The 14,889-nt window shown below is 73.6% G+C and carries 14 protein-coding genes, 1 tRNA gene and 1 pseudogene; 10 read left to right on the top strand and 6 right to left on the bottom strand.

The features are described from left to right. The first annotated feature begins 79 nt into the window (after window positions 1-79). From ACIG0D_RS06485 to ACIG0D_RS06445, 9 genes and pseudogenes are all read left to right on the top strand, one after another. Complete coding sequence (locus tag ACIG0D_RS06485) at window positions 80-1,282, top strand: inositol-3-phosphate synthase (RefSeq protein ID WP_399796671.1); 1,203 nt, start codon at window positions 80-82, stop codon at window positions 1,280-1,282. After that, entirely contained in the window at window positions 1,279-2,277 is a 999-nt protein-coding gene (locus ACIG0D_RS06480) for an SCO3242 family prenyltransferase (RefSeq protein WP_399796669.1), read from the top strand. The genes ACIG0D_RS06485 and ACIG0D_RS06480 overlap by 4 nt, the downstream gene beginning before the upstream one ends. Further along, window positions 2,274-3,167 carry a sugar phosphate isomerase/epimerase family protein gene (locus tag ACIG0D_RS06475; RefSeq protein WP_399796667.1) on the top strand — a complete coding sequence of 298 codons (894 nt, stop codon included), beginning with the start codon at window positions 2,274-2,276 and terminating at the stop codon, window positions 3,165-3,167. Before ACIG0D_RS06480 ends, ACIG0D_RS06475 begins: the two co-directional genes overlap by 4 nt. Then, window positions 3,164-3,829 (top strand): annotated as a pseudogene (locus ACIG0D_RS06470) (EboA domain-containing protein); the annotation flags it as partial. The gene ACIG0D_RS06475 and the pseudogene ACIG0D_RS06470, both read left to right, overlap by 4 nt. Before the next feature lie 191 nt (window positions 3,830-4,020). Further along, window positions 4,021-4,869: a TatD family hydrolase gene (locus ACIG0D_RS06465; protein WP_399796666.1), complete on the top strand. Its 849-nt coding sequence runs from the start codon at window positions 4,021-4,023 to the stop codon at window positions 4,867-4,869. Between the two features lie 3 nt (window positions 4,870-4,872). After that, window positions 4,873-6,078 (top strand): metabolite traffic protein EboE, encoded by a 1,206-nt coding sequence (gene eboE / locus ACIG0D_RS06460; RefSeq protein WP_399796664.1) that lies wholly within the window; start codon window positions 4,873-4,875, stop codon window positions 6,076-6,078. Further along, window positions 6,075-7,469: a nucleotide pyrophosphatase/phosphodiesterase family protein gene (locus ACIG0D_RS06455; RefSeq protein WP_399796663.1), complete on the top strand. Its 1,395-nt coding sequence runs from the start codon at window positions 6,075-6,077 to the stop codon at window positions 7,467-7,469. The genes eboE and ACIG0D_RS06455 overlap by 4 nt, the downstream gene beginning before the upstream one ends. A 60-nt stretch (window positions 7,470-7,529) precedes the next feature. Further along, entirely contained in the window at window positions 7,530-8,591 is a 1,062-nt protein-coding gene (locus ACIG0D_RS06450) for a sugar phosphate isomerase/epimerase family protein (protein ID WP_399796662.1), read from the top strand. Between the two features lie 509 nt (window positions 8,592-9,100). After that, window positions 9,101-9,185 (top strand) — tRNA-Leu (locus ACIG0D_RS06445). 67 nt (window positions 9,186-9,252) lie between these two features. On the opposite strand, the gene ACIG0D_RS06440 is transcribed toward ACIG0D_RS06445, so the two are convergent. From ACIG0D_RS06440 to ACIG0D_RS06425, 4 genes are all read right to left on the bottom strand, one after another. Next, window positions 9,253-9,864, bottom strand: a complete 612-nt coding sequence (locus tag ACIG0D_RS06440; RefSeq protein WP_399796661.1) for a DM13 domain-containing protein — start codon at window positions 9,862-9,864, stop codon at window positions 9,253-9,255. 126 nt (window positions 9,865-9,990) lie between these two features. Beyond that, on the bottom strand, window positions 9,991-11,103 hold the full coding sequence (locus ACIG0D_RS06435; RefSeq protein WP_399796659.1) for a sensor histidine kinase: 1,113 nt from the start codon (window positions 11,101-11,103) through the stop codon (window positions 9,991-9,993). Further along, window positions 11,100-11,840, bottom strand: a complete 741-nt coding sequence (locus ACIG0D_RS06430) for a response regulator transcription factor (protein WP_399796658.1) — start codon at window positions 11,838-11,840, stop codon at window positions 11,100-11,102. Before ACIG0D_RS06430 ends, ACIG0D_RS06435 begins: the two co-directional genes overlap by 4 nt. A gap of 167 nt (window positions 11,841-12,007) precedes the next feature. Beyond that, window positions 12,008-12,955, bottom strand: a complete 948-nt coding sequence (locus ACIG0D_RS06425) for an arginase family protein (protein WP_399796657.1) — start codon at window positions 12,953-12,955, stop codon at window positions 12,008-12,010. Between the two features lie 161 nt (window positions 12,956-13,116). On the opposite strand from ACIG0D_RS06425, the gene ACIG0D_RS06420 reads away from it, so the two are divergent. Continuing rightward, window positions 13,117-13,680, top strand: coding sequence for a phosphatase PAP2 family protein (locus ACIG0D_RS06420; RefSeq protein WP_399796656.1), 564 nt, complete (start codon window positions 13,117-13,119; stop codon window positions 13,678-13,680). A gap of 150 nt (window positions 13,681-13,830) precedes the next feature. On the opposite strand, the gene ACIG0D_RS06415 is transcribed toward ACIG0D_RS06420, so the two are convergent. Together ACIG0D_RS06415 and ACIG0D_RS06410 are read right to left on the bottom strand one after the other, a co-directional pair. Then, the gene (locus tag ACIG0D_RS06415; RefSeq protein ID WP_399796654.1) at window positions 13,831-14,511 is read right to left on the bottom strand and encodes a DUF3618 domain-containing protein; all 681 of its coding nucleotides are present in this window, start codon (window positions 14,509-14,511) and stop codon (window positions 13,831-13,833) included. Beyond that, the gene (locus ACIG0D_RS06410) at window positions 14,487-14,885 is read right to left on the bottom strand and encodes a phage holin family protein (RefSeq protein ID WP_399796653.1); all 399 of its coding nucleotides are present in this window, start codon (window positions 14,883-14,885) and stop codon (window positions 14,487-14,489) included. The genes ACIG0D_RS06415 and ACIG0D_RS06410 overlap by 25 nt, the downstream gene beginning before the upstream one ends. Window positions 14,886-14,889 lie beyond the last annotated feature (4 nt).

The following is a 14,889-nucleotide window of genomic DNA, read 5'->3' as shown; positions in this document are numbered from 1 at the left end:
CGGACCCCCGCCCGCCGTCCTGCGGCCACATCCACGGGGGACGAGGTCCGGCCATGTCTTGGGGACAAGGAGGTTGCCCATGTCCGCGTCCGTTTCCCAGCCGCGCGTCGGCGTCTGGCTGATCGGGGCCCGTGGCTCCGTCGCCACCACCGTCGTGGCCGGCTGCGCCGCCGTCACGGCGGGACTGCACCCACCGACGGGCATGGTCACCGAGACCCCACCCTTCGAGGACTGCGGCCTGCCGCCCCTGTCCTCCCTCGTCTTCGGCGGCCACGACGTCGTGGACTGCCCCCTGCCCAAACGCGCCGAGGCCCTCGCCGCGGGCGGCGTCCTGCCGCCCGGCCTGCCGGCCGCCGTCGCCGCCGAACTGGCCGCCGCGGACGGGGAGATCCGGCCGGGCGGCCCGCTGCGGGGCGAGGCCGGAGGCGTCCGCGGCGCGGAGGGTGCAGAGGGCGCGGGAGGCCAGGAGGGCGCGGAGGAGCTGATCGACGTCTTCGCCTCCGACATACGGGACTTCATACGGCGGTGCGGGCTGGAGCGCGCCGTCGTGGTGAACGTGGCCTCGACGGAACCGGCCCCGCGCGCAGACGAGCTGCCGGCCAGCACCCTCTACGCCGCGGCTGCCCTGCGCGCGGGCTGCCCCTACGTCAACTTCACCCCCTCGACGGGCCTCGACCACCCGGCGCTCGCCGCGCGGACGGCCGCCTCCGGCCTGCCGTACGCGGGCCGCGACGGCAAGACCGGGCAGACGCTGCTGCGGTCCGTGCTGGGCCCGATGTTCGCCCAGCGGGCGCTGGCGGTGCGGGCCTGGTCCGGCACCAACCTGCTGGGCGGCGGGGACGGCGCCGCCCTCGCCGACCCGGCCGCCGCCGCCGCGAAGAACGCCGGCAAGGAACGCGTCCTCGCCGAGACCCTCGGCACCGTCCCCGAGGGCGAGGTCCACATCGACGACGTGCCCGCCCTCGGCGACTGGAAGACCGCCTGGGACCACATCGCCTTCGACGGCTTCCTCGGCACCCGCATGATCCTCCAGACCATCTGGCAGGGCTGCGACTCCGCCCTCGCCGCCCCCCTCGTCCTCGACCTGGCCCGCCTCCTCGCCCGTGCCCACGAGAGGGGCCTGTCCGGCCCCCTCGGCGAACTGGGCTTCTACTTCAAGGACCCGGTGGGCCACAGCCCGTCCTCCCTGGGAGAGCAGTACGCGACCCTGCTGCGCTTCGCCGAACGCCTGCGAGACGAGCCGCCCACCACCGCGGCGGAGCCTTCCGGGGAGCCCCGATGAGCGAGCGACACGTCGACGGCCGGGCTCCGCGCGCGACCGGGGGCAGCGGCGCCGCGGCTCCGGTCCTCACCGGCACACCCGACACGCCGGACGCCACCCACGCGCAGGCCGCCGCACGGCCGCCCGGCCGGGCCCGTGCCTGGGCCGAACTGCTGCGTCTGCCCGCCCTGTTCACCGTGCCCGGCGACGCCCTGGCGGGCGCGGCGGCGGCCGGGGCGCGCCCCGGCGCCCGCACGCTGCTCGCCATCTGCTCCTCCCTCTGTCTGTACGAGGCCGGCATGGCCCTCAACGATTGGGCGGACCGCGAGGAGGACGCCCGGGACCGCCCGCACCGGCCCCTGCCCTCCGGCCGGATCCGCCCGGCGGCGGCCCTGACCGCGGCCGGTGCGCTGACCGGCGCCGGGCTCGCCCTCGCCGCCCGCGCCGGACGCCCCGCGCTGGCCGTCGCCACACCGCTCGCGGCCACGGTCTGGTCGTACGACCTCGCCCTGAAGCACACCCCGGCCGGACCCGCCGCCATGGCCGCCGCCCGTGGCCTCGACCTGCTCCTGGGCGCCGCGGCCTCCGGCGGCCGGACCCGCGCCGCGCTCCCGTCGGCGGTGCTCCTCGGCAGCCACACCCTCGCGGTGACGACGGTGTCCCGCCGGGAGGCCCAGGGCGGCTCGACCGCCGGCCCGCTCGCCGCACTCGCCACCTCCGCCCTGCTGACCCGGCTCCTGACCCGCCGCCCGGCCCCGGCCGAGTCACCGCGGGCCTCCGCCCTGCGGACCGCGCTCGGCACCGCGTACGCCGCGACCGTCGCCCGCCCCTACCTGCACGCCGCGCTCAACCCCTCACCCCCGCTCACACAACGGGCCGTCGGCGGAGGCATCCGCGCCACCATCCCGCTCCAGGCCGCGCTCTCCGCCCGCTCCGGAGCCCGCGTCACCGCCCTGGCCGTCGCCGCCCTCGCCCCGATCGGCCGCGCCTGCGCGAGGAAGGTGAGCATCACATGACCACCCAGCCCGCCGCCCCCGGCACCCGCTCCTCCCTCCGCTTCGGCTACGGCACCAACGGCCTCGCCGACCTGCGGCTCGACGACGCCCTCGCCCTGCTCGCCGACCTCGGCTACGACGGCGTCGGACTGACCCTCGACCACATGCACCTCGACCCCTTCGCACCCCTCCTCTCCGCCCGCACCCGCCGCGTCGCCCGGCGCCTGCACACGCTCGGCCTGTCCGTCACCGTGGAGACCGGCGCCCGCTACGTCCTCGACCCGCGCCGCAAGCACGGCCCCTCCCTGCTGGACCCGGACCCGCAGGACCGGGCCCGCCGCGTCGACCTGCTGCTGCGCGCCGTGCGGATCGCCGCCGACCTCGGCGCCCACGCCGTGCACTGCTTCAGCGGCACCACCCCCGCCGGGACGGACCCCGACACGGCGTGGAAACACCTGGCCGACGGACTCGCCCCCGTCCTGGACGCCGCCGCCACCGCCGGCGTGCCCCTCGCCGTCGAACCCGAACCGGGCCACCTCCTCGCCACCCTCGCCGGCTTCCACCACCTGCGCCGCCTCCTCGGCGACCCCGAACCCCTCGGGCTCACCCTGGACATCGGCCACTGCCAGTGCCTCGAACCGCTCCCTCCCGCCGACTGCGTCCGCGCCGCCGCCCCCTGGCTGCGCCACGTCCAGATCGAGGACATGCGGCGCGGAGTCCACGAGCACCTGCCGTTCGGCGACGGCGAGATCGACTTCCCGCCGGTCCTCGCGGCCCTGGCCGACACCGGCTACCAGGGGCTCACCGTCGTCGAACTGCCCCGCCACTCCCACGCGGGCCCGCACTTCGCCGAGCGGTCCCTGCCCTTCCTCCGTCACGCGGCGCCGACCCCACAAGGGAGCACCTCATGACCTACGCACAGCCCGACCCGGGCGACCCAACGCCGGGCGGCCAGATAGCGGGCGTCACCCTCGCCCGCACCCCGCTGGACGACCTCCGCGCCCGCCTCGACGCCGAACTGTCCGGAGCCGCCCGCGCCTGGCTCGACCAGGCCCTCGCCGAGGCCACCGCCCACCCGGGCACCCACGGTCCGATCTCGGTGTGGGAGCTGCGGCTCGCCGAGGCCGGCCGCCGCTGCGGCGCCGCGCACGCCGACGCCGCCCGCGTGCTGGTCCTGCACGCCGCCCGCGCCGACCCGGACGCACTGAACCGCGTCTACGCCCAGGGCACCGCCGCCGAACGCCGCGCCGTCCTGCACGCCCTGCCCCACCTGGTGCCCGGCCCGGACGCGCTGCCGCTCGTCGAGGACGCCCTGCGCACCAACGACACCAGCCTGCTCGCCGCCGCCGTAGGCCCGTACGCCGCCCGCCACCTCGACCCGCACACCTGGCGACACGCCGTCCTGAAGTGCCTGTTCACCGAAGTGCCCGTCGACGCGGTGGCCGGCCTGGCGGAGCGCGCCCGCGGCGACGCCGAACTGGCCCGCATGCTGGCCGACTACGCCACCGAACGCACCGCCGCCGGCCGCCCCGTCCCCGAGGATCTGCACCGCGTACTGGCCCTGACCGAGACCGAGACCGAGACCGAGACGGGCGCCGGGACCGGCACCGGCACGGGCACCGACATCGAGACCAGCCCCGGCACGGGCACCGAGACCGGCGCCGCCACCCAGACCGGCAAAGGCACCGACCCAGGCACCGACACCGAGAGCGCGCCCACACCCCCGTCGCACGGACCGGACGTCCCCCACGGCAAGGAGTCCTGATGCGCATCTTCGACCCCCACATCCACATGACCTCCCGCACCACCGACGACTACGAGGCCATGCACGCGGCCGGTGTCCGCGCCGTCGTCGAGCCCTCCTTCTGGCTCGGCCAGCCCCGCACCTCGCCCGCCACCTTCTTCGACTACTTCGACTCCCTCCTCGGCTGGGAGCCCTTCCGCGCCGCCCAGTACGGCATCGCCCACCACTGCACGATCGCCCTCAACCCGAAGGAGGCGAACGACCCGCGCTGCCGGCCCGTCCTCGACGAACTGCCCCGCTATCTCGTCAAGGACCAGGTGGTCGCCGTCGGCGAGATCGGCTACGACTCGATGACCCCCGCCGAGGACACCGCGCTCGCCGCCCAGCTCCAGCTCGCCGCCGACCACGGCCTGCCCGCCCTCGTGCACACCCCGCACCGCGACAAGCTCGCCGGGATGCGCCGCACCCTCGACGTCGTCCGCGAGTCCGCCCTGCCCCCGGAGCGGGTGCTGCTGGACCACCTCAACGAGACCACCGTCAAGGAGGCCAAGGACAGCGGCTGCTGGCTCGGCTTCTCCGTCTACCCCGACACCAAGATGGACGAGGAACGGATGGTCGCCCTGCTGCGCGCCTACGGGCCCGAACAGGTCCTCGTGAACTCCGCAGCCGACTGGGGCAGAAGCGACCCGCTGAAGACCCGCAAGGTCGGCGACCTGATGCTCGCCGAAGGGTTCTCCGAGGACGACGTCGACCGGGTGCTGTGGCGCAACCCCGTCGCCTTCTACGGCCTCAGCGGCCGGCTCACCCTCGACGTCGCCGCCACCGACGCCACCCACGAGGGCAACTCCATCCTGCGCGGCGGGGAGTGAGCGATGCGCTTCCGCCACCCCGACGGCTCCGTCGTCCACCTCGCATACTGCACCAACGTCCACCCCGCGGAAACCCTCGACGGGGTCCTCGCCCAGCTCCGCGACCACTGCGAACCGGTGCGCCGCCGGCTCGGCCGCGACCGCCTCGGCATCGGCCTGTGGCTGGCCCGGGACGCCGCCCGCGCCCTCGTCGCCGACCCGTCCGCGCTGCGCGCCCTGCGCACCGAACTGGACCGGCGCGGCCTGGAGGTCGTCACCCTCAACGGCTTCCCCTACGAAGGGTTCGGCGCCGAGGAGGTCAAGTACCGCGTCTACCGCCCCGACTGGGCCGACCCGGAACGCCTCGAGCACACCACCGCCCTCGCCCGCGTCCTCGCCGGGCTGCTGCCCGACGACGTCACCGAGGGCAGCATCTCCACCCTGCCGCTCGCCTGGCGCACCGCCGTCGACGAGGAGCGCGCCGCCGCGGCCCGCACCGCCCTGACCACCCTCGGCGAACGCCTCGACGCCCTCGCGGAGCTGACCGGCCGCTCCCTGCGCGTCGGCCTGGAACCGGAGCCCGGCTGCGTCGTCGAGACCACCGGCGACGCCCTCGCCCCGCTGGCCGCCATCGCCCACCCCCGCATCGGGATCTGTGTCGACACCTGCCATCTCGCCACCTCCTTCGAAGACCCGGACACCGCCCTCGACGCCCTCGCCAACGCCGGCGTCCCCATCGTCAAATCGCAGCTCTCCGCCGCCCTGCACGCCGAACACCCCCACCTCCCCGAGGTCCGCGACGCCCTCGCCGCCTTCGACGAACCCCGCTTCCTGCACCAGACCCGCACCTCCCCCACTCTCGGCTCCGCTCGGGCGGGCGGGACCCCCATCGCGGCCGGCCTGCACGGCACCGACGACCTCGGCGAGGCCCTGAAGGGCGACACCCTCCCGGACGGCGCACCCTGGCGGTCCCACTTCCACGTCCCGCTCCACGCGGCCCCCGCCGCGCCCCTCACCTCGACCCTTACCGTCCTCAAGGCCGCACTGGCCCGGCTCGTCGGCGGCCCGCACCCGCTCACCCGCCATCTGGAGGTCGAGACCTACACCTGGCAGGCCCTCCCGCCCGAGCTGCGCCCGAACACCCGCGGCCGGCTCGCCGACGGCATCGCCGCCGAACTCACCCTCGCCCGCGACCTCCTCACCGACCTCGGCCTGAAGGAGCTGCCGTGACCGCCTCCAGCCCGGCGCACCCCACCCCGCTCCTCGTCCTCGACGTCGTCGGCCTCACCCCCCGGCTCCTCGACCACATGCCGCACCTGAAGGCCCTCGCCCGGTCCGGCTCCCACGCGCCGCTCGGCACCGTCCTGCCCGCCGTCACCTGCGCCGCCCAGTCCACCTTCCTCACCGGCACGGCGCCGTCCGAGCACGGCATCGTCGGCAACGGCTGGTACTTCCGCGAACTCGGCGACGTCCTGCTGTGGCGCCAGCACAACGGCCTGGTCGCCGGCGACAAACTCTGGGACGCCGCCCGCCGCGCCCACCCCGGCTACACCGTCGCCAACATCTGCTGGTGGTACGCCATGGGCGCCGACACCGACATCACGGTCACCCCCCGTCCGATCTACTACGCCGACGGCCGCAAGGAACCCGACTGCTACACCCGCCCCGCCGACCTGCACGACGAACTCACCCGAAAGTTCGGCACGTTCCCCCTCTTCCACTTCTGGGGACCCGGCGCCGACCTCGTCTCCAGCCGCTGGATCATCGACGCCACCCGGCACATCCAGCGCACCCGCCGCCCCGACCTGACCTTGTGCTACCTCCCTCACCTCGACTACGACCTCCAGCGCTTCGGCCCCGACGACCCACGCTCCCTGCGGGCCGCCGCCGACCTCGACGCCGCGCTCGCCCCGCTGCTCGACGACGCCCGCGCCGAGGGCCGTACCGTCGTCGCGCTCTCCGAATACGGCATCACCCGCGTGTCCCGGCCCGTCGACATCAACCGGGCGCTGCGCCGCGCCGGACTGCTGGAGGTGCACACCCAGGACGGCATGGAATACCTCGACCCGATGGCGTCCCGCGCCTTCGCCGTGGCCGACCACCAGATCGCCCATGTCTACGTCCGCCGCCCCGAGGACCTGGAGGCGACCCGGGCCGTGCTCGACGACCTGCCCGGCATCGACCTGCTGCTCGACGACGAGGGCAAGAAGACCCACCACCTCGACCACCCGCGCTCCGGCGAACTCGTCGCGGTGGCGGAGCCGGACGCCTGGTTCACGTACTACTACTGGCTCGACGACGCCCGCGCGCCCGACTTCGCACGGCTCGTCGAGATCCACCGCAAACCCGGCTACGACCCGGTCGAACTCTTCATGGATCCCCTCGACCCCTACGTCAAGGTGAAGGCGGCGACGGCCCTGGCCCGCAAGAAGCTGGGACTGCGCTACCGCATGGCGGTCGTGCCTCTGGATCCCTCACCTGTTCGGGGCAGCCACGGCCGCCTCCCGGCGAGCGACGACGACGGTCCGCTCCTCATCTGCTCCACCCCCCGCGCTGTCGGCGACCGCGTCGCGGCCACCGACGTGAAAGCACTCCTGCTCCGACTGGCCGGTCTCTCCTGACCTGTCACCAGTGAAGCACCCACCACTGACAACGGCCCCCGACCCAGAGGAGTTCCAGGCATGAGCCGCTTCTCCCAGCCCGACCCCGAACTCACCCACCGCCTCAGCAGACGAGGAATGCTCGGTGTCGCCGCCGGCGCCACCGCCGCCGCCCTGCTCGGCGCGGCGGCCACCCCCGCGACCGCCGCCGCGACCGCCACCGGTGAGACCACGGCCGACGCCGCCGGCGCGTCCGGCCGGGGCCGCCCCGTCCTGCCGCCCGGCAGGCTCGGCATCCAGCTCTACAGCCTCCGCGACAAGGTCTCCACGCTCGGTTTCGCCCCCGTCTTCGCCGAACTGGAGAAGTACGGCTACGACGAGGTCGAGTTCGCCGGATACGGCCAGGGCTCCGCGGGCCCCATCACCCTCGCCCAGCTCAAGCGCCTGGCCCGGAACCACGGCCTGAACCCCATCGGCAGCCACGTCGGCTACTACTCCAGCGACCCCAACGCCTACACCTTCGCCACCAACCTCACCAAGGTCCTCGACGACGCCCAGGCGCTGGGCCTGAAGCACATCGGCACGGCCTCGAACCCGTTCCGCTACGGCTCGACCGTCGACGCCTGGAAGCGCGCCGCCGAGGACTTCAACACCTACGGCGCGGCGGCGAGGGCGCGCGGCATGAAGTTCTACCAGCACAACCACTCCGAGGAATTCTCCTTCGCCACCGACAAGCCGCACGTCCGCCTCTACGACGTGCTGCTCGCCGAGACCGACCCCGACCTGGTCTATCTGGAGATGGACATCTACTGGGCGTACGTCGGACAGTTCCGCTTCTCCAAGCGGCCCGACGGCACACCCGCCCCCTTCGACCCCCTCGACTACGTCCTGAGGCAGCCCCACCGCTACCCGCTGTTCCACGTCAAGGACGGTGTCAGCGACCCGACCACCCAGCACGGCTACCGCATGGTCGACGTCGGTGACGGCGACATCGACTACCAGCGGTTCCTGTCCGCCGTCACCCGGCTGCGCGGCGAGCGGTTCGCCCACCACTGGCAGGCCGAGCACGACAACCCGGCCGAGTCCTTCACCTTCGCCCGCAAGTCCAGCGAGCACCTGCACTCGCTGCGGGAGAAGTGCTGACCGCACCCGGACACACCAGGAAGGGCCCTCTCCGGAACCGGAACTCGCACGACTCCGGAGGAGGGCCCTCCCTCCCCGATCGCCCGCCGACCGCCCTCTCTCCGAGGGTGAGGCCACGCACCGTCAGCTTCCGGTTACAGTCGGCGCATGGTCCTCGACAGGCCCCCTGCCTCTGGAGCCCCGCCTCGGCCACCTCCTCAAACAGGCCCAGGCCAAGCTCGCCCGGGCCTCGGCCGAGGCCCGGGCCGCGCACGGGGTGGACGGCCACGACCTGGCCGTCCTGGGCGTCTCGTCGACGCTGGTCCGAGCCCTGACCCTGCTGGCCGGCGAGATGCCCGCCACCGCCGAGTGACACCTCCGTCACCTGCGGTGACGCGCTCCTCCCGGGGGTCCGTCCGACGGTCCCCACCTCGCGGGCCTGCGGATACGCAGGTGAAAGGCACTCCGAAACCTTGGTATTGTTGTCCCTGTCGCCGCGGGGACAGCCCCGGCAAGGCGACGGACACCTAGTCCGGGTGGCGGAATGGCAGACGCGCTAGCTTGAGGTGCTAGTGCCCTTTATCGGGCGTGGGGGTTCAAGTCCCCCCTCGGACACAGATCACAAATGGTGGTCGGGAGTGATCCCGGCCACTATTTGCGTTCCGCGGGATGCCGGTCGCGGTCAGGCGCGGGCCAGTTCCGCGGCGCCGAAGGAAACATCGAAGCGGTCGCACCAGATGCTGACGCTGCTGTAGCGGGCCGGGTCCACGTCGGCGGGCACGGTGTAGTTCTGGCTGCCCTTGTTGCCCTTGAGCTTGCCGAGACTGACGTACTCGCCGTCGTCGAAGACGTTCCACCCGGCCCGCCCCTCCTTCACCGGCGCGTCGGTCAGCCATACGTGCAGGTCGGGGCCGTTGCTGGTGGCGAGGTCTTCCAGGCGCACCACATGGCTGCCGTCGGGCAGTCGCACGAGCCGCACGCTGCCGGACGTCGTGTGCTCGTGGCTGATCAGCTCACCGCTCGCCAGGGTCACGGGACCGGCCGGTGCGCTCGGGGCATGGGAGGCCGGTGAATCCGGTGAGGCGGAGGAGTCGGAGGAGCCGGTCCCGCCCGATCCGGCCGGCGCGGGGGCCGCCGAGGTGGTCGAGGAACCGGGCAGCGCCTCGTGCACCGTCTCGTCCTGCCACAGCTTCCACGGCTGGAACCAGTACAGCCCGAAGCCCGCCGCGACGACCACCACCGCCAGCACGCCGGCCATCCACAGCTTGATCCGCCTGCTCGGCACCCGTCCCATACCGCCGCCCCCCTCCTGAGAGATCACTCGTGTCCCTCCCATTCAAACGGGCGAAGCGGCTCTCCCGGGCCGCGAGACGATGACGAAATCCTTACGGCCGCCGTGATGGGTCCGGCCCCGCCGGTGTCAGGGAGCGGCGGCGGGCAGCACCACCTCGAAGCGGCAGCCGCCGGGGATGTTGCGTACGGTGGCCCGGCCCTGGTGCGCCTCCACGATCCCGCGGACGATGGCGAGGCCGAGGCCCGCGCCGGCCGGGGGCGTCCGGGCGTGCGTGCCGCGCCAGCCGGTGTCGAAGACGCGCGGCAGGTCCTCCTCGGGGATGCCGCCGCAGCCGTCCGTCACCGACAGCACCACGCCCTCGGCGGACCGCTCCGCGGCGACGGCGACCGTACCGTCGGCCGGGGTCCGGCGGATGGCGTTGACCAGCAGGTTGCCCAGCACCCGGCTCATCTCCCCGCCGTCCACCTCCACCGGGACCGGCTCGACACGACTGCCCACCAGCCGCACCCCGTGCTGCCGGGCGAGCGGGTCGGCTCCGGCCAGCGCGTCGCCGACCAGGTCGTACACGGAGATCCGGGTGGGTGTCAGGGGGAGTGAGCCGGCGTGGATGCGGGAGAGTTCGAAGAGGTCGCCGACCATGTCGTTGAGGCGTTCGACCTCGGTGCGCATCTGCCTCAGGTAGCGGTCGGGGTCGGCGGCGACGCCGTCCTCCAGCGCCTCCGACATGGCGCGCAGTCCGGCCAGGGGGGTGCGCAGGTCGTGCGAGATCCAGGCGACGAGTTCACGCCGGGAGGTCTCCAGCGCGCGTTCCCGCTCCCGCGACTCGGCGAGGCGGGCGCTGGTCGCCGCCAATTCGCGGCTCAGCGCGTCGAGTTCGGCGGTCGTCGGGCCGGCCGGCGCCGCGAAGTCCCCGCCCTCGCCGAAGCAGCGGGCCGCCACGGCGAGGTCGCGGCTGCGGGCGACGACCCAGCGGCCCAGCAGCAGCGCGGTGGCCAGGGAGACGACGGCCGCCACGGCGACGACCGTCGTGACGACGGTCAGGTCGTGCGGGGAGAGGAACATCGCCCAGGCGACGGCGAGCGTGCCCGCGAGCATCGCGACGATCCCGACGGCCGCGACGACGGCGAGCGAGGCGGTCAGCGAGCGGTGCCGGATCAGCCGCAGGACGCCCGCGCCCAGCAGACCGGCGGCTGCGGCGCCGGCGAAGGCGTACAGGGCGATCAGCAGGGTGTCGTTCACGAGCCGGCCTCTCCTCCGGTGGGATCGAAGCGGTAGCCCACGCCCCACACGGTCCGGATCAGACACGGCCGGGCCGGGTCGTCCTCGATCTTGCCGCGCAGCCGGCGGATGTGGACCGTGACGGTCGACAGGTCGCCGAAGTCCCAGCCCCACACCTCGCGCATCAGGTCCTCGCGGCCGTACGCCCGCCCCGGATGCCGCAGGAAGAAGGACAGCAGATCGAACTCCCGCAGGGTGAGGGTGAGTTCGGTGCCGTTCCTGGTGACCCGGCGGGCCACCGGGTCGACGGTCAGGCCGCCCGCCCGCAGCCGGGTACCGGGGACGGCGGGTCTGCTGCGGCGCAGGACCGACTCCACGCGCAGCACCAGCTCACGGGGGCTGAAGGGCTTGGTGACATAGTCGTCCGCGCCCACCTCCAGCCCGAGGATGCGGTCGTCCTCGTCACCGCGGGCGGTGAGCATGATGACCGGCACGGCCGCCCGTTCCCGCATCCGCCGGCACACCTCCAGGCCGTCCATGCCCGGCAGCATCAGGTCGAGCACGACCAGATCCGGCCAGTGCGCGGCGGCACGGGTGAGGGCCGTCGGGCCGTCGTCGGCGCGGTCGACGACGTACCCGGCGCGGTCCAGATACCCGGCGACGATCTCGGCGACGGTCGGATCGTCGTCGACGACCAGGATCCTGGGGGCGCCTTGGACGGCTTGCGCCCCCTGTGGCTCGTACGGCTGCGGCTCCATGGCCCAAGCGTGTCATGCCGCCGATCCGGGCCGAGACCGGATCCGCGGGGCGCTGCGGGGGAGCGGCACGACGGAAACCAGCACGGTGGCCAGGCCGATCGGACGTTCCTCCGAGCGCTGGACCAGGCCTTCGGGAGTTCGAACGGTCGCCGACGTCGCGGCGGCGGTTACGGCCCGGTCGAAGTCGCAGGGCCGTTCGCGGCGCCGGAGCCGGCGGGCGCAAAGGCGTCCACCACGATGTCGGCGAGCAGCGCCCCCGCCGTGCCGTCCGGGTCGAGATCGGGGTCGTAGATGGTGACGTTGAAGCCGGCACAGAGCGGGGAGGCGAGCAACGGACGCAGCAGCGCGACGAGTTCGGCGGGCAGGAGTCCGTCGGCGTCGGGGCTGTCCACGGCGGGCATGACGCCCGGGTCCAGGACGTCGGCGTCCAAGTGGACCCAGAAGCCGGACACGTCCGGGCTCGCGAAGGACTCCACGGCGGCCCGGGCGAGCGCGTCCGCGTCCGAGGCGCGCAGGTCGCCGACGGTCACCACGGGGATCTTCAGGGCGGCGAGTTCGGCGCACTCCTCGTCGTCCCGGAAGGCGTCGCGGACACCGAAGAACCGCACGTCCTCGTCCCGCAGGTAGGGCTTGAGCCCTTCCAGATCCGTCAGGTCGTCCTGCCCCCGCCCGGTGGCCAGCGCGACCTCCTCGCCGCCGGCCGCGCCGATCCGGCGGGAGTTGCCCGGGTGCCGGAAGTCCGGCGAGGCGTCGACCGCGACCAGCCCGTACCGCCCCAGGCGGCGCAGCGCGAGGGAGGCGCCGAGCTGAATCGAGCAGTCGCCACCGAGTACGACGGGGAAGTCCCCCGCGCGGACGTGGTGCTCGATCCGGTCGGCGAGCTTGCGGGTGTAGGAGGCGAGCGCGGCGGCGTTGAAGACCCCGTCGCCCTCCTGCCAGTCCCCGCGGTCGTATCGCGGCGGCACCACCACACAACCCTCCAGCGCACCCAGCCGCCGCACGATCCGCTGTTCCCGCAGGGCTCCGGCGAGTTTGTAGCAGCCGGGGACGGTGCCGGGAGCGGGCGGGCGCAGGCCCAGGTTGGAGGGCGCGTCGACCACCACGAGATTCCGCATGCGGCCCATCCTCGGCGCCCCGGAGCCGGCCCTTCAACCGGATTGCCGGAGGGTGGCGGCCGTCCGGATGGCGGCTGTACGGATCTTCCGGACGGGCCGGCGCGGTGACGGGACCGGGCGCTGCCGGGAATATTCGGTGATCAATGGGAGACTCGCAGGTCATGAGCTTGCTGGCAGAGGTTCGTCAGGCGGATCGGCAGCTGACCAAGCGGATCGCCGCCGGTGCCTCACCGCGGCTGCACCGGGTGCTGTCGGCGGTGGAGGAGATGGCGGAAGGCACCAAACTGTGGTGCGGCGCGGCCGGGGTGCTGGCCTGGAAGGGCGGTCGGCGCGGCCGTACGGCGGCCGCCGCGGGCGTGGCGTCCGTGGCGGTGGCCCAGCTGGTCTCCAACGGCGTGTGCAAAGGGCTGGTGGACCGACGCCGGCCGCCCAAGGAGTGGATTCCGCACGACGAGGTCGACGACCGTCCCGACTCGTCGTCCTTCCCGTCCGGGCACACCGCCGCGGCGGTCGCCTTCACCGCCGCCGTCGCTCGGACCTGGCCCCTCGCAGGCGCACTGTGCGCGATCCCTGCCGGCGTGGTGGCCGTCGAACGCGTGCAGTCCGGAGCCCACTACCCGAGCGACGTCGCCGCCGGTGCGGCCATCGGCCTGGCCGCGGCCTGGTTCGTCCGCCGCGTTCCTCGTCTGGTCAGGAAGAGGATGACTGCCGCCGTGCTGCCGTAGCTCTCGCTGCAACTGCCGGAGTTCGCGACGTGGAGAGCCGACTTCGGCAGAGGCGATGAGCCAGAGGGCGACGGCGATGACGCCGTGGCTGCCCTCACGGCAGGCGTCGCCGCACCGGCAGAGGCAGCCGGTGCGGCGACCGTTGATCGTTCAGGCGGAGGCCGGGGGCTGCGGGCGGGTTTCGTCGGCCACCTGGCGGCCGGATTGCCGGGCCTGCTCGGAGACGCGTCCGGTCTGTTGCTGTGCTTCCTCCTTGGTGGTCCGGGCGGCCTCCGTCGCGGTGTCCTTCACTTCCTGAGCGGCCTGCCTGGCGGTTTCGGTGGCTTCGTCCTTGATGTGCTGGGCGGACTCCATCACAGCCTGTTTGGCGGGCTCCATGACCTGGCCGGCCTGCTCGGAGAGTCGGGAGGCCGCCTGTTCCTCCGCCTGTGAGCTGGGCAGAAGGGAGGCGGCCAGCAGACCGGCGCCGAAGGCGATCAGTCCGGCAGCGAGCGGATTGCCCTGGGTCTGCCGAGCGGCCTGCTCCGGGGCGCCGCTGACGGCTTCTCCGACCTGCCCGGCGGTCCGGCGCACGGTGTCCGCCGCCTGTCCGGCGCTTTCCTGCACCGACGCGGCCGCTTGCTGTGTGCGCCCCTGCACCTGGCCCGCGGTTCCGGAGGCGGAGCCCATGACACGCTCGCGCATCCCGGAGACCGCGCCGCGGACTCGATCGGTGCGGCGGCGCACCATGCGTCGGGGGCTGGTGCGGTCGGCCAACTGGTCGACGTTCTCCGACAGTCGCTCACGGGTCGCTTCGATCTCGGACCTCACTTGGTCGGGTGACGTGCCCATCGGGCGTCCTCCTTCAGCGTCTCGACGGTCTGCTCCGGTTTCGGGGACACCTCTCGCATCCGAGAGCGGCCCATGACGAACAGCACCGCTCCGATTCCCGCCCACAGTGCGGTGACGATGAGGGCAGCCCAGGCGGCGTCCATCACGTTGGCCAGGCCGAACACGGCCGCGAGCGAGGCGAACAAGGCCACCATGTACCCGGCGAAGCCCGCCCCGCCGTACATGCCGCCCGCCTTGCCCGCCTTGGTGGCCTCCTGGCGTATCTCCGCCTTGGCCAGCTCGATCTCCTGCCGGAAGAGCGTCTGTATGTCCGAGGTGACCTCCGACAACAGCTCTCCCATCGAGCGGTCCTGGCCGCGCGGTTCGGGTGTCATCGAC

Origin of the sequence: Streptomyces sp. NPDC052773, assembly GCF_044547145.1 — a bacterium.
GTDB lineage: Bacteria > Actinomycetota > Actinomycetes > Streptomycetales > Streptomycetaceae > Streptomyces.
Note: the sequence above shows the minus strand (reverse complement) of the source record. Positions and strands in the feature narration are given on the sequence as shown.